Source organism: Nonomuraea rubra (assembly GCF_014207985.1).
Taxonomy (GTDB): Bacteria; Actinomycetota; Actinomycetes; order Streptosporangiales; family Streptosporangiaceae; genus Nonomuraea; species Nonomuraea rubra.
Genome location: NZ_JACHMI010000001.1, coordinates 5,705,903 through 5,720,115 on the forward strand (window position 1 = coordinate 5,705,903; position 14,213 = coordinate 5,720,115).

The following is a 14,213-nucleotide window of genomic DNA, read 5'->3' on the forward strand; positions in this document are numbered from 1 at the left end:
ACCCATGCTGCGACATGTGACCCCCGGTGCACCCCGGCGGACCTCCGTGCTGAGACGCCTGTCGGCCGCGGTGGTGGCGATCACCGCCACGGTGACGATGATCCACGCCGCCCCCGCCCGGGCCGCCGCCTTCAAGGTGCTGGTGTTCTCCAAGACGGCCGGGTTCCGGCACGACGCGATCCCCGCCGGCATCCAGGCCATCCGCGACCTGGGCACCGCCCATGACTTCGCGGTCGACGCCACCGAGGACTCCGCCGCCTTCACCACGGCCAACCTGGCCCAGTACAAGGCGGTCGTCTTCCTCAACACGACCGGCGACGTGCTCAACGACACCCAGCAGACCGCCTTCCAGACGTACGTGGACGGCGGAGGCGGTTACGTGGGCGTGCACTCGGCCGCGGACACCGAGTACAACTGGCCCTACTACGGGCAGCTGATGGGCGCCTGGTTCAGCAACCACCCGGCGATCCAGCAGGCCACCGTGCGGAACGAGGACCGGGCGCACGCCGCGACCGCGCACCTCGGGGCGACCTGGTCGCGCACCGACGAGTGGTACAACTACCGCACCAACCCCCGCCAGAACGTACGGGTGCTGCAGAGCCTGGACGAGGGCAGCTACAGCGGCGGCGGCATGGGCGACCACCCGATCACCTGGTGCCGCCCGCAGTCCGCCGGCCGCGCGTTCTACACCGGCCTCGGGCACACGCAGGCGTCGTACGCCGATCCGAACTTCCGCACGCTGCTGCTCGGCGGGATCCGGTACGCGGCCGGAGCCGTCAACGCCGACTGCCGCCCGGAGACCGGGTACACGACGTTGTACAACGGCTCCACGACGGGCTGGTCGCAGGCGGGGCCCGGGTCGTTCGCCAACAGCGACGCCACGCTGACCTCCCAGGGCGGCATGGGCATGCTGTGGCACAGCGCCAAGGAGTTCCGCTCCTACTCCCTCAAGCTCGACTGGAAGCTGACCGGCGACTCCAACTCCGGCGTGATCGTCGGATTCCCGGCCACCAGCGACCCCGGCGCGGCGCTCAACACCGGGTACGAGGTGCAGATCGACGCGACCGACACCGCGGACAGGACGACCGGCGCGATCTACGGGTTCAAGTCCGCCGACCTCGCCGCCCGCGACGCGGCGCTGAACCCGCCGGGGCAGTGGAACACCTACGAGCTGCTGGTGGAGGGCGAACGGCTGCAGGTGTTCCTGAACGGCACCCGGGTCAACGACTTCACCAACACCGACCCGGCCCGCTCGCTCCAGCAGGGGTACATCGGCATCCAGAACCACGGGTCCGGCGACGTGGCGGCCTTCCGCAACATCCGCGTCAAGGAGCTGGCCGGCAGCCCGGGCGGCACGAGCGCGCTGCGCGGCGTGGCGTCGAACCGCTGCCTGGACATCAGCGGCGCCTCGCAGGCCAACGGCGCGGCGGCGCAGTTGTGGGACTGCCATGGCCAGGCCAACCAGCAGTGGACCTCGACCGGCGCCCAGGAGCTGCGGGTCTACGGCGGCAAGTGCCTGGACGTGAACGGCGCCGGCACGGCCGACGGCACCGCGGTCATCATCTGGGACTGCAACGGCCAGAACAACCAGAAGTGGCGCCTGAACACCGACGGCACCATCACCGCCGTCGGCGCGAACAAGTGCCTGGACGTCGGCGGCACCGCCAACGGCACCAGGGCGCGCGTCTGGACCTGCAACGGCGGAACCAACCAGCGCTGGACCCGTGTCTGAGGCCGTCGGGAGCACGAGCGACCCCGGGAAGACGGGCCACGTGCTGAGCATGCGCGGCATCGGCAAGAGCTTCCTGGGTGTGCGGGTGCTGTCCGGCGTGGACCTGGAGGTGGCGGCCGGCGAGGTCCACGCCGTCGTCGGCGAGAACGGCGCCGGCAAGTCCACCCTCATGAAGATCATCTGCGGGGTGCACGCGCCGGACGAGGGCACGATCGAGCTCGACGGCAGGCCCGTCGCCTTCGGCCATCCGCTCCAGGCGCAGCGCTCCGGCATCATGATCATCCACCAGGAGTTCAACCTGCTGCCCGAGCGCACCGTCGCCGAGAACGTGTTCCTCGGGCGCGAGCCCGTCAGGCGCGGCCTGGTCGACCGCGCCGCCATGGAGAAGGCGACCGCCAGGCTCCTCGACGAGCTGGGCGAGAGCACCTTCGGCCCCCGCGACACCGTCAAGCGCCTGCCGGTGGCCCAGCAGCAGATCGTCGAGATCGTCAAGGCGCTGTCGGTGAACGCCCGGCTCCTCGTCATGGACGAGCCCAGCGCGGCGCTCGCCGAGCACGAGGTCGAGCTGCTCTACCGGCTGATCGGGCGGCTGAGGGACCGCGGCGTCGCCGTCGTGTACATCTCCCACCGATTACGCGAGGTGTTCGACGTCGCCGACCGGGTCACCGTGCTCAAGGACGGCGCGCGCGTCACCACGCTCCCGATCGGCGAGGTGACCCCCGACGAGCTGATCCGCCTGATGGTGGGCCGCGACCTCGGCACCTACTACCCGCCCCGCTCGGCCGGGGCCGGCGAGGTGCGGCTCAGCCTGCGCGCGGCCGGCAACCACAAGCTGCGTGACATCGATCTGGAGCTGCGCGCCGGGGAAATCGTCGGCATCGCGGGCCTGCAGGGGTCGGGCAGGTCGGAGCTCGCCAAGGCGATCTTCGGCGCGGAGCCGTTCACCACGGGTGAGATGACTCCCTCGCGTCCACGCTCGGTCCGGGAAGGCGTGGCCCTGGGCATCGGGCTCGTGACCGAGGACCGCAAGGCCGAAGGGCTCGCGCTGCGCCAGTCCGTCCGCGACAACGTCCTGCTCGTCGCCCGCGCCGTCGGCGCCGGGAACCGCGGTGGCGTCGGTGACCTGCTGGAACGGGTGCGCCTGTCGCCCGGGCGCGGGGAACATGAGGTCCGCTACCTGTCCGGCGGCAATCAGCAGAAGGTCGTGCTCGTCAAGTGGATGACGATGGCGCCCCGGGTGCTGCTGTTCGACGAACCCACCCGGGGCGTCGACGTCGGGGCCAAGGCCGCGATCCACGACCTGATGCGCGAGCTGGCGAACGACGGCACGGCCATCATGATGATCTCGTCCGAGCTGCCCGAGCTCATCGGCATGAGCGACCGCATCGTCGTCCTGCGCGACGGCCGCATCGCGGGCACGCTGCCGGCGGGGGCCTCGGAGGAGGCCGTCATGGGCCTGGCCGCAGGAGAGGTGGCCTGAGTGGACCTGCTCACGCGCGCCCGCCGTCCCGCCCGCCTGCCGCACGGCGGCCCGGCGACCCACCTGCGCGACCCCGTGCGGGTGGTGTTCCTCGCGCTGGCCGGCCTGGTCGCGGCCGGCTGGGCCCTCGTCGCGCTCGATGGCGGCCAGTTCCTCACCCTGGAGAGCGTCGTCGGGATCCAGCAGCGTTCCGCGGCCCTCGGCATCGTGGCGATCGGGCAGACGCTGGCGATCCTGGCCGGGTCACTCGACCTGTCGGTGGCGTACCTGATCAGCCTGGCCTCGCTGGTCGCGGCGGAGATCATGGCGGGCCAGGACGGGAACATCGGGCCGGCGATCGCCGCGGTGCTGGCCATCAGCGCGCTGGTGGGACTGGTCAACGGGCTGGTCATCGCCCGGCTCCGGGTCCACGCCTTCATCGCCACGCTCGGCGTCGCCCTGATCATCAAGGGCGTCGTCGACCACCTGTACGACGGCCCGGCGGGCAAGGTGCCCGAGTCGTTCCAGCTCCTCGGCTACTCGCGCGCCGGGCCGATCCCCGTCTCCGCCATGCTCTGGGCGGGCGTGGCCGTCGTGGCCTGGTTCCTGCTGAGCAGGACCCGGCTGGGATACCGGATCTACGCGGTGGGCGGGAACGAGGAGGTCGCCCGGCTGTCCGGGATCCGCACCTCCCGCGTCATCGTGATCACCCACGTGCTCTGCTCGGTCTGCGCCGGCATCGCGGGCCTGCTGCTGGCCGCCAGGCTCGGGGCGGGGGCGCCCACGGTGGGCACCGACGGCGGATACGACCTGGAGTCCATCGCCGCGGTCGTGCTCGGCGGGACCGCGCTGGCCGGAGGCAGGGGCGGGGTCGCCGGAACCGTGGGCGGAGTCCTGCTGCTGGCCGTCCTGGACACCCTCTTCAACCAGCTCGAGGTCAACTCGTTCGTCAAGGACGTGGTGCGCGGCGCGGTCATCGTCGTCGCGGTGGCCGTCTACGCCCGGCACGGCACGAGGCGGCCGGCATGAAACGGGCGCTTCCCATCCTCGCGGTCCTCGTGCTGCTGCTGGCCGCGATCGCGATCGCCAACCCCTTCTTCCTGGAGCCCGCCGGGTTCCTGGCATTCCTCAAGCGGGCCGCGCCGCTGGTGATCCTCGCCGCGGGACAGTACTTCGTCGTCGTCTCCGGCGAGTTCGACCTGTCCGTCGGCTCCCTGGTGACGGCCGAGGTGGTGATCGCCGCCCGGCTCATCGACGGCGACGAGTCCGCCACCTGGCCGGTCCTCGCCCTGCTGATCGTCGCCGGGCCGCTCGCCGGGCTCGTCAACGGCGTGCTCACCACCAAGCTGCGGGTGCCGTCGTTCATCGTGACGCTCGGCATGCTGCTCGTCCTCAGCGGGGCGGTCTTCCTCTGGACCGGGGGCGCGCCGCGCGGCGCGCTGTCGGAGGGCTTCCGGGCGTTCGGCCGCGGCGGCCTCGGGCCCGTGCCGTGGTCGGTGCTGATCCTGCTGGCCGTGGGTGCGGCGGCGATCTGGCTCATGCGCGCCGACTTCGGTCGGACTTTGATGGCCACCGGCGACAACGAGCGCGCCGCGGCACTGTCCGGGGTGCGGGTCGACCGGGTCAAGATCTTCGCCTTCATGCTCTCCGGCCTGTCCGCGGCCGTCGCGGCGATCCTGCTCGGCGGCTTCGCCGGGGTCTCGGCGCAGGCAGGCCAGGGGCTGGAGTTCTCCGCCATCACCGCGGTCGTCCTCGGCGGCGTGGTGCTCGGCGGCGGCCGCGGCTCGGTGCTCGCCGCCATGGCCGGCGCGGTCACGCTGGAGGCCCTGTTCACCCTGCTCAACCTGTACGGGATCTCGGGGGCGCTGGAGTTCACCGTGCAGGGCGTCATCATCATCGCCGCGGTCGCGGCAGGAGCCGTCCGGCTTCCCCGGAAGCCCACCCCCCGAAGAGGAGACGCACATGCCGCGTCCTAAGGCCGCAGTCGCCGTGCTCACCGTGCTCGGCGCACTCGTCGCCGCCGGTTGCACCACCGACAAGCCGGCGGCCACCACCCCGTCCGCGGCGCCCGCCGCGAGCGCTCAGGGCTCCGGCACGGGCGCGCAGTCGAAGTTCTTCGTCCAGGCGGACTTCGACGCCCAGCTCGCCATGCGTTCCCAGCCGCCCGAGGGCCCCGTTGACAGACCATGGGAGCAGGCCATCGCGCCGAAGATGACCGGCACGGCGCGGTACAAGAAGGACGGGCCGTACCACCTGTGCTTCTCCAACGCGGCGGTCAACAACCCCTGGCGCCAGGTCGGCTGGAAGACGATGCAGGCAGAGGTGGGCCTGCACGAGGAGATCGGGAAGTTCACCGCGCTGGACGCCGAGGGCAAGGACGACAAGCAGATCTCCGACATCGCCGAGCTGCAGGCCAAGGGCTGCGACGCGCTGATCGTCTCGCCGAACACCACGGCGACGCTCACCCCCGCCGTGACGGCCGCCTGCGGGAAGGTGCCCGTCATCGTGTTCGACCGGGGCGTGGAGACGGACTGCCCGGTGACGTTCATCAAGCCCATCGGCGGCTACGCCTTCGGCGCCGACGCCGCCGAGTTCCTGGCCGCGAAGGTACCGGCGGGCGGGAAGGTGCTGGCGCTGCGCATCCTGCCCGGCGTGGACGTGCTGGAGACCCGCTGGTCGGCGGCAAAAGTGATTTTCGACAGGAGCCGCGTGCAGGTCGTGGGGGTGGAGTTCACCGACGGCGACGCCGCCAGGACCAAGAGCATCGTCAGCGACTACATCCAGCGGCACGGCAGGATCGACGGCGTCTGGATGGACGCGGGCGCCACGGCGGTGGCCGCGGTCGAGGCGTTCGAGGACGCCGGCCTGCCGGTGCCGCCGATCAACGGTGAGGACCAGCAGGACTTCCTGCAGAAGTGGAAGGACGCCGGCCTCACCGCCGTCGCGCCCACGTACCCCACCTACCAGTGGCGCACCCCGGTCATCGCCGCGCTGAGAATCCTCAAGGGCGAGGAGGTGCCCGAGACGTGGAACCTGCCGCAGCCCAAGGTCACCGCCGAGAACCTTTCGTCCTACCTCAAGCCCAACATGCCGCCGCTGCACTACGCGCTGTGCGGGTGCGAGGAGCTGCCCGGCTTCCCGGAGACCTGGGGCGGAAGGAAGGGCTGATCGGCTCCTTCCCGCCAACGACGACGAACAGGGACGCCATGTTCTCCATCGGAGTGAACACCTGGGTCTGGGTCTCCCCGCTGACCGACGACGACCTCGCGCGGCTCGCCCCGCGCGTCGCCCGTTGGGGCTTCGACGTCATCGAGCTGCCCGTCGAGCAGCCCGGTGACTGGAACCCGGACCAGGCCGCGGCGGTGCTGAACGAGCACGGGCTGGCCGCGTCCGTGGTGCTGGTCATGCCGCCGGGACGCGAGCTCGTGGCCGCCTCCCCGCGGACCGTCCGCGACACCCAGGACTACCTGCGGCACTGCGTGGACGTGGCGGTGACCGTCGGCTCCCCGGTGATCGCGGGGCCGGCGTACGCCTCGGTCGGCCGTACGTGGCGGCTCTCGCCGGACGAACGCCGGCACGTCTACGCCGAGCTGCGTGAGAACCTGCGGCCTGTCCTGGACCACGCGGCCGGGCACGGGGTGAAGCTCGCCGTCGAGCCGCTCAACCGGTACGAGACCAGCCTCCTCAACACCGTCGAGCAGGCGCTCGACGCCCTGCCCGAGGACTGCCACCTGGCACTCGACGTCTACCACCTGAACATCGAGGAGAAGGACCCCGCGCGGGCGGTCCTGGCCGCGGCGCACCGCCTCGCGCACGTGCAGGTGTGCGGCACCGACCGCGGCACGCCGGGAGCCGACCGCTTCGACTGGCCCGGCTTCACCCGGGCCCTGCGCGACACCGGCTACGAAGGCCCGCTCGTCATCGAGTCGTTCACCGCGCACAACCGGACCATCGCCACCGCGGCCTCCGTCTGGCGGTCCCTCGCGGAAAGCCAGGACGCGCTCGCCGTGGACGGCCTCGCCTACCTGCGCACCCTCTGACCTTCACGCCGGCAACCCTCAGGAGATCCGTCATGCGAAGATCACGCCTGTTCTGCGCCCTGGCCGCGGCCTTATCAGGGCTGCTGCTGTCCTTGTCTCCGCCGGTCGCGCACGCGGCCGCGCCACAGTTCAAGGTGCTGCTGTTCACCGAGACGGCGAGCGGCGCCTTCCGGCACGACTCCATCCCCGCCGGAGTCGCGATGTTCCAGCAGCTCGCGACCGACCACGACTTCCAGCTCGACCACAGCGAGAACTCCTCCGTCTTCACCGCCGCGACGCTGAGCACCTACGACGCGGTGATCATGTTCCAGACGAACGGCATGGTGTGGGACAACGACGCCCAGCGCCAGGCCTTCCAGGCCTACCTGCGCAGCGGCCGCGGCGTCGTGGCGATCCACAACGCCACCGACATGAACATCGAGGCGCAGTTCCCCTGGTGGGACCAGGTCGTCCTGGCCGGCGCCCACATGACCGCCCACTCGTCGATCCTGCAGGGCACCGCCAAGGTGGCGGACAAGGCCCACCCCGCCACGAAGGGGCTGCCGGACCGGTGGGTGCGCTCGGAGGAGTGGTACAACTTCGACAAGAACACGCGGGGTTCGGTCCACGTGCTGGTGACCGCCGACGAGACCACCTACGACGCGGGGCCGAGCAGGATGGGCGCCGACCACCCGATCTCCTGGTGCCACAACCCGGAGGGCGGCCGGGTGTTCGCCACCGCGATGGGCCACCAGACCTCCTCCTACGCGGAGCCGCTGTTCCAGCAGCACCTGCTGGGCGCGGTGCAGTGGGCGGCGGGCGCGGCGCCGGGCGACTGCGGCGGCACGGTCGCGGCCCGCTTCCAGAAGGTCACCCTCGACGGCGCGCCGGACCAGCCGATGGAGCTGGACGTGGCCGCCGACGGCAGGGTCTTCTACATCTCGCGCTCCGGCAAGGTGAACCTCATCCCCGCGGGCGGCGGCGGCACGCGCGTCATCGCCACCCTGCCGGTGTACGACGGCGGCGAGGACGGCGGCATCGGGCTGGCCCTGGACCCGGGCTTCGCCACCAACGGCTGGATCTACGTCAACTACTCGCCCGCCGGCGGCGGCGAGGTGAACCGGGTGTCGAGGTTCACCTTCAACGGCACCGCCCTCGACCTGGCGAGCGAGAAGAAGGTCATCGAGGTTCCGGCGTACCGCAACGTCGACGAGCCCGGCCACACCGGCGGCTACCTCGCGTTCGGGCCCGGCGGGAACCTGTACATCGGCCCCGGCGACGACACCAACCCCAACGGCTCCAGCGGCTACGCCCCCATCGACGAGCGGCAGGGCCGGGAGCACTACGACGCCCAGCGGTCCTCGGCCAACACCAACGACCTGCGCGGCAAGATCCTGCGCATCCACCCCGAGGCCGACGGCAGCTACACGATCCCGTCCGGCAACCTGTTCGCGCCCGGCACCGCCAGAACCCGGCCGGAGATCTACGCGATGGGCTTCCGCAACCCGTTCCGCTTCTCGGTCGACAAGGTGACAGGCTGGATCTCGGTGGGCGACTACGGCCCCGACGCGGGCGCCGCGAACCCCAGCCGCGGCCCCGAGGGCACCGTCGAGTGGAACCTGATCAAGCAGCCGGGCTTCTACGGCTGGCCGTACTGCGTCGGCAACAACCTGCCGTTCAACGACTACAACTTCGCCACCGGCACCTCCGGCGCGAAGTTCGACTGCTCCGCGCCGGTCAACAACTCGCCCAACAACACCGGCCTGACCAGCCTGCCCGCGGCCAAGCCCGCGACCGTCTGGTACGACTACCACGCCTCGGCGCAGTTCCCCGAGATCGACTGCTGCGGCGGCGCCGCCCCGATGGGCGGCCCCTTCTACCGCTACGACGCGACCGGCGGCTCTGACCGCGAGTTCCCCGCCTACTACGACGGCACACCGTTCTTCTACGAATGGAGCCGCAACTTCGTCAAGGAGTTCCGCCTCGACTCCTCGGGCAACCTCCTGAAGATCAACCCCTTCGTGGCGCAGCTCGCCCCGCGGGCGCCGATCGACATGAAGTTCGGCCCGGACGGCGCCCTCTACATGGCCGACTGGGGCAACGGCTTCGGCCACGCGAACACCGACGACAGCATCTACCGCATCGACTACGTGGCCGGGAACCGAGCGCCCCTGGCCAAGGCGAGCGCCAGCCCCGACTCGGGCACGGCGCCGCTGACGGTGGCCTTCTCCTCGGCCGGCTCGGCCGACCCCGACGGCGACGCCATCACCTACGCCTGGGAGTTCGGCGACGGCACGACCTCCACCAGCGCCAACCCCTCCCACACCTACACCGCCAACGGCAGCTACACCGCCAAGCTGACCGTGCGGGACGCGGCCGGCAGGACGGCCAGCGTCACGGTGCCCGTCGTCGTCGGCAACACCCGTCCCACGGTGGCCTTCCAGGCTCCGCCCGACGGCGGGTTCATCGACTTCGGCGACGAGGTGGACTACACGGTCAACGTCACCGACGCCGAGGACGGTGCCGCCGACTGCGCCAAGGTCAACGTGATCACCGCGCTCGGCCATGACCAGCACGCCCACGACACCGGCCAGTACACCGGGTGCACCGGGACGGTCACGACCACCGCCTCCGGCCATGACGAGGCCTCCAACGTCTACTACGTCCTGTCCGCCGACTACACCGACTCCGGCGGCCTGAAGGGCTCCGCCGGCATCACCCTGCAGCCGAAGCACAAGCAGGCCGAGCACTTCACCGGCTCGTCCGGGATCCGCGTCGTCGACGAGTCCGGAGCCGAAGGCGGCAGGCGCATCGGCGACATCTCCAACAACGACTGGATCTCCTTCACCCCGATCAGCCTGTCCGGCATCGACACGGTGTCCTTCCGCGTCTCGGCGCCGTCCGGCACCGGGGCCTCCATCGAACTGCGCGCCGACTCGCCGGCCGGGCCTCTCCTCGCCACCAGCACCGTGCCGGCGACCGGAGGCTGGAACACCTACGTGTCCCTGCCCGCGGTGCAGGTCACCGACCCCGGCGGCACGCGCACCGTCCACGTCGTGTTCAAGGCGCCGTCCGCGAACGCGTTCGACCTGGACTCCATCACCTTCAACGGCAGGGGCGCAGGCCGGGACGACGGCTCGTCCCCGGGCACCACGAGCGTGCTGCGGGGGGCCGGATCCGGCCGGTGCCTGGACGTCACCGGCGCCTCGCAGGCCAACGGCGCGCAGGCGCAGATCTGGGACTGCAACGGGCTGGCGAACCAGCAGTGGACCTCGACCGGCGCCGGCGAGCTGCGGGTCTACGGCGGCAAGTGCCTGGACGTGAACGGCGCCGGCACGGCCGACGGCACCGCGGTCATCATCTGGGACTGCAACGGCCAGAGCAACCAGAAGTGGCGCCTCAACGCCGACGGCAGCATCACCGCCGTCGGCGCGAACAAGTGCCTGGACGTGCCCGGCAACGCCACCGCCAACGGCACCAAGCTGACCATCTGGTCGTGCAACGGCGGTGCCAACCAGCGCTGGTCCCGTACCTGACCCCAGCGGGTGCGGGCCGTCGCCGGTGACGGCCCGCACCATGGTCAGGCCGCCTGCGTCAGCGACATCACCGCCCAGGGCGCGAGCTCGACGTCCAGGTCGAGCACGCCGTCATCGGGCACGGTCAGCGTGTACCGCAGGAGCGCGTCGGCGACCCCGCCGAGATGGTCGTGCTCGGCCCGGGACAGGTTGAGCGGAGAGCCGAGCCGGTACCAGGCCTCGGCGGCGTTGCCGTGCTCCCAGTCCAGGATCTCGACGAGAAACGTGCCGCCCGGGCGCAGGCCGCCGATCGAGTGGCGGATGCGCCGGGCCGGCCCCAGCTCGGCCAGCGCGCGGGTCGCCGGGTACGAGCCGCGCGCGGCGACGCCCTTCATCGCCATGTCCTCGGGGTAGTTGAAGAACACCGCCGACACGGCCGACGTCCGGCTGTCCCGGGTGACGACCCCGTCGGGCGTCGAGAGGAGCAGCCGGTCGCCGAGCCGTCCCAGCATCCTGAACGCGTGAAAGGTGGGCTTGTGGATGCCGCCCTCGTTCACCAGCCCGAACCCGCCGTGGAACGGTCCGATCCCGGCGCCGCCCTCCTCGAACACGTCCGTGAACGTCCAGTAGGAGATGGAGTCGGCGAGCGTGGCGCACTTCAGGTACGACCGGGTGATGGAGGTCGCCGCGAACGGCGTGTCGTGGATGAAGTCGCGGGCCGACGGCGAGGTGGACCACTCGGTGATGTGGATCTCCGCCTCGGGATACGGGCTGTTCTGCACGAGCTTGCGCAGGAGGGTCAGGTCGTCGTACGTGGCGTCGGCGTAGCGGGTGATGTGCACGGCCTCGCCGTTGGCGCCGTAGGCGAAGTCGGTGGGGTAGAGGTGGGCCGAGACGAAGTCGATCGGCAGGTGGCGTCCGGCGCACCAGGCGATGAAGTCCTCGATCCAGACCGGGCGCCAGTCGAGCGCGTCCACGTCGGTCGCGGCGGCCGTCGCGAGCGCCGCGGAGCGGTCCTCCGTCTCGCCCTTGTAGCGGTCGTCGGGCACGAAGACGCTCGTCGCCGGCCCGCCGACCTTCAGGGCGGGATCGATCGCCTTGATCGCCCGCACGGTGTGCTCGTAGAGCTCGAAGTACTCGGTCTTCGTGCCCGTCCAGAAGTGGGGGACGAGGTTCGGCTCGTTCCACACCTCGAAGCGCCACTGCCGCACCTCGTCGGGCCCGTACCGGCCGATCCAGTGCTCCACCGTTCTCTCGACCAGTTCGACCCAGCGCGCCATGTCCTTGGGCGGGCTGCAGTGAGCGCCCCACCAGAACACGGTCTCGGTCTGCGTGGCCAGCGCGCGCGGCATGAAGCCCAGCTCGACGAAGGGCCGGACGCCGAGGTCCAGGAGGAAGTCGAAGACCTTGTCGACGTAGCCGAAGGTGTACACGGGGGAGGGGAGGGGCGCGTCCGGGCCGAAGCCGCCGCCGTAGCTGTCCCGGTAGACGAACATGTCGTCGTGGAAGACGCCGTGGAAGCGGAGGTACTCGACCCCCGTCGCGGCGACCACCTCGGCGAACTGCCGCTGCCAGTCCGCGCGCAGCGCCTCGTTGGCCCGACCGGCGCCGATGCACCTGCTCCAGACGTGCGGCAGTGCGGTCTCCTCGCGCAGTTCGCCGTCGATCCGGAACCGGGGCTTGCTCTTCATGGCCTCACTTCTCTTCGGGGAGTTCAACGGGGATGCGCCTAGCCCTTGACGGCGCCCAGCGAGAGGCCGGACTGCCAGTACCGCTGCAGGCCGAGGAACGCGATGATCAACGGGACGATGGTCAGCAGCGCGGAGGTGATCACGAGGTTCTGGATGAGGGCGCCGTTCCCGGCGGTCGAACCCAGCTTGTTCCACTGGTTGATGCCCACGGTGAGCGGATACCAGGCGGGGTCCTTGAGCATGATCAACGGCAGGAAGTAGTTGTTCCAGATGGACACGAACGAGAACAGCAGGACCGTCACGCCCGCCGGCGCGAGGAGCGGGAGCGCGATCTGCAGGAAGGTCCTGAACTCCCCGGCGCCGTCGATCTTCGCGGCCTCCAGCAGGCCCGACGGCACCGCCTCGGCCGTGAACACCCACATCAGGTACAACCCGAACGGGTTGATGAAGGACGGGATGAGCACCGCCCACGGCGTGTTGGTCATGCCGAGGTGCGCGAACAGCAGGAACTGCGGGATCGCCAGGGCGATGCCGGGGACCGAGATCGACCCCAGCACGACCAGGAGGAACGTCCGCTTCCCGCGGAAGTCCAGCTTCGCCAGGGCGTACCCGCCCAGGGCGGCCAGGAAGGTGGACACGGTCGCGCCCACGACGACGTAGAGCACGGTGTTGAGCAGCCACCGCGAGAAGATCCCGTCCTGGTAGGTGAACACCTGCACGATGTTGTCCCACAGGGCGAACTCGCGGCCGGGCGCGAGCCCGAACGTCGACACGAAGTCGCCCTGCGACTTGGTGGCGTTGATCACCAGCCAGCCGAGCGGCAGCAGGCAGTACAGGGTGAACAGCCCCGTCATCACGGTGAGGGTCGTGCTCTTCCTGGGGTTCTCCACCGTGGAGAGCCGGCGGCTACTGGTCGGGTGCATTCCTCAGCCCTCTGATCTGGACGGCGTAGGCGACGGCGATCGTGATCGCCGCCATGACGAGCGCGAGCGCCGCCGCGTAACCCTGCTGCGACCCGGTGAACGCCAGGTTGTAGGCGTACAGGTTGGGCGTGTAGAAGGTGGTGACGCCGCTGTTGGCCACCATCGACGGCAGGATCTGCGGCTCGTTGAACATCTGGAACGTGCCGATGATCGAGAAGATGATCGTGACGACCAGCGACCCGCGCAGGGCCGGCAGCTTGATGCTCCGGACGATCTGGAACTCGCCGGCCCCGTCGATCGCCGCCGCCTCGTACAGCTCGCGCGGGACGGCCTTGAGCGCGGCGTAGAAGATGAGCATGTTGAAACCGGTGAACGCCCACGTCACCATCACCCCGATGGAGATCAGCGTGGTGCCGGGGGCGAAGGGGTCGAGGTCCGTGCCCAGGGCCCGGTTGAGGCTGCCGAACAGGCCGTACTTGACGCCCAGGAGGAATCCCCACATGAGCGTCGACACGATCGCCGGCACCGCGTAGGGGAGGAAGATCGTCACTCGCAGGAACCTGGCGCCGTGCAGGCGCATGGAGTCCAGCGCCAGCGCCAGGGCCATGGCGAGGACCAGCATGATCGGCACCTGGACGAGGGTGAACCAGAAGACGCGTCCCACACCGTCCCAGAACTGCGGATCCTGTACCAGCTTGACGTAGTTGGCGAATCCGACGAACGTGTTGCCGCCGACGAGCTTGTCCTGGAAGAGGCTCAGGTAGGCGGCGTACAGGATGGGCACGATGAAGACGAGCGCGAACAGCGCGCCGAAGGGCGCGATGAACGCCAGCCCGATCGGTGACCTCCGGCGCTTGCGGGTCGGCGCCACCTG

10 protein-coding genes are annotated in these 14,213 nt (G+C 70.5%); 7 read left to right on the top strand and 3 right to left on the bottom strand.

The features are described from left to right. Nucleotides 1-4 precede the first annotated feature (4 nt). Genes HD593_RS25840 through HD593_RS25870 form a run of 7 tightly spaced genes read left to right on the top strand, consistent with a single transcriptional unit; the run spans nt 5 to nt 10,746 of the window. Nucleotides 5-1,732 (top strand): ThuA domain-containing protein, encoded by a 1,728-nt coding sequence (locus tag HD593_RS25840; RefSeq protein WP_185104678.1) that lies wholly within the window; start codon nt 5-7, stop codon nt 1,730-1,732. Then, nucleotides 1,725-3,212 (top strand): sugar ABC transporter ATP-binding protein, encoded by a 1,488-nt coding sequence (locus HD593_RS25845; RefSeq protein ID WP_379478743.1) that lies wholly within the window; start codon nt 1,725-1,727, stop codon nt 3,210-3,212. The genes HD593_RS25840 and HD593_RS25845 overlap by 8 nt, the downstream gene beginning before the upstream one ends. Beyond that, complete coding sequence (locus HD593_RS25850; RefSeq protein WP_221524959.1) at nt 3,213-4,220, top strand: ABC transporter permease; 1,008 nt, start codon at nt 3,213-3,215, stop codon at nt 4,218-4,220. After that, nucleotides 4,217-5,167 carry an ABC transporter permease gene (locus HD593_RS25855; protein ID WP_185104679.1) on the top strand — a complete coding sequence of 317 codons (951 nt, stop codon included), beginning with the start codon at nt 4,217-4,219 and terminating at the stop codon, nt 5,165-5,167. Before HD593_RS25850 ends, HD593_RS25855 begins: the two co-directional genes overlap by 4 nt. Beyond that, nucleotides 5,154-6,359 (top strand): substrate-binding domain-containing protein, encoded by a 1,206-nt coding sequence (locus HD593_RS25860; RefSeq protein WP_185104680.1) that lies wholly within the window; start codon nt 5,154-5,156, stop codon nt 6,357-6,359. Before HD593_RS25855 ends, HD593_RS25860 begins: the two co-directional genes overlap by 14 nt. 38 nt (nt 6,360-6,397) lie before the next feature. Then, complete coding sequence (locus HD593_RS25865; protein ID WP_185104681.1) at nt 6,398-7,231, top strand: sugar phosphate isomerase/epimerase family protein; 834 nt, start codon at nt 6,398-6,400, stop codon at nt 7,229-7,231. 32 nt (nt 7,232-7,263) lie between these two features. Then, complete coding sequence (locus tag HD593_RS25870) at nt 7,264-10,746, top strand: lectin (RefSeq protein ID WP_185104682.1); 3,483 nt, start codon at nt 7,264-7,266, stop codon at nt 10,744-10,746. Between the two features lie 44 nt (nt 10,747-10,790). On the opposite strand, the gene HD593_RS25875 is transcribed toward HD593_RS25870, so the two are convergent. From HD593_RS25875 to HD593_RS25885, 3 genes are read right to left on the bottom strand one after another with little or no spacing between them, the layout of a single operon-like run. Beyond that, nucleotides 10,791-12,416 carry a GH39 family glycosyl hydrolase gene (locus tag HD593_RS25875; RefSeq protein ID WP_185104683.1) on the bottom strand — a complete coding sequence of 542 codons (1,626 nt, stop codon included), beginning with the start codon at nt 12,414-12,416 and terminating at the stop codon, nt 10,791-10,793. Nucleotides 12,417-12,454: 38 nt separating this feature from the next. Next, nucleotides 12,455-13,339 (bottom strand): carbohydrate ABC transporter permease, encoded by an 885-nt coding sequence (locus HD593_RS25880; protein ID WP_185104684.1) that lies wholly within the window; start codon nt 13,337-13,339, stop codon nt 12,455-12,457. After that, complete coding sequence (locus tag HD593_RS25885) at nt 13,323-14,210, bottom strand: carbohydrate ABC transporter permease (protein ID WP_312903708.1); 888 nt, start codon at nt 14,208-14,210, stop codon at nt 13,323-13,325. Before HD593_RS25885 ends, HD593_RS25880 begins: the two co-directional genes overlap by 17 nt. Nucleotides 14,211-14,213 lie beyond the last annotated feature (3 nt).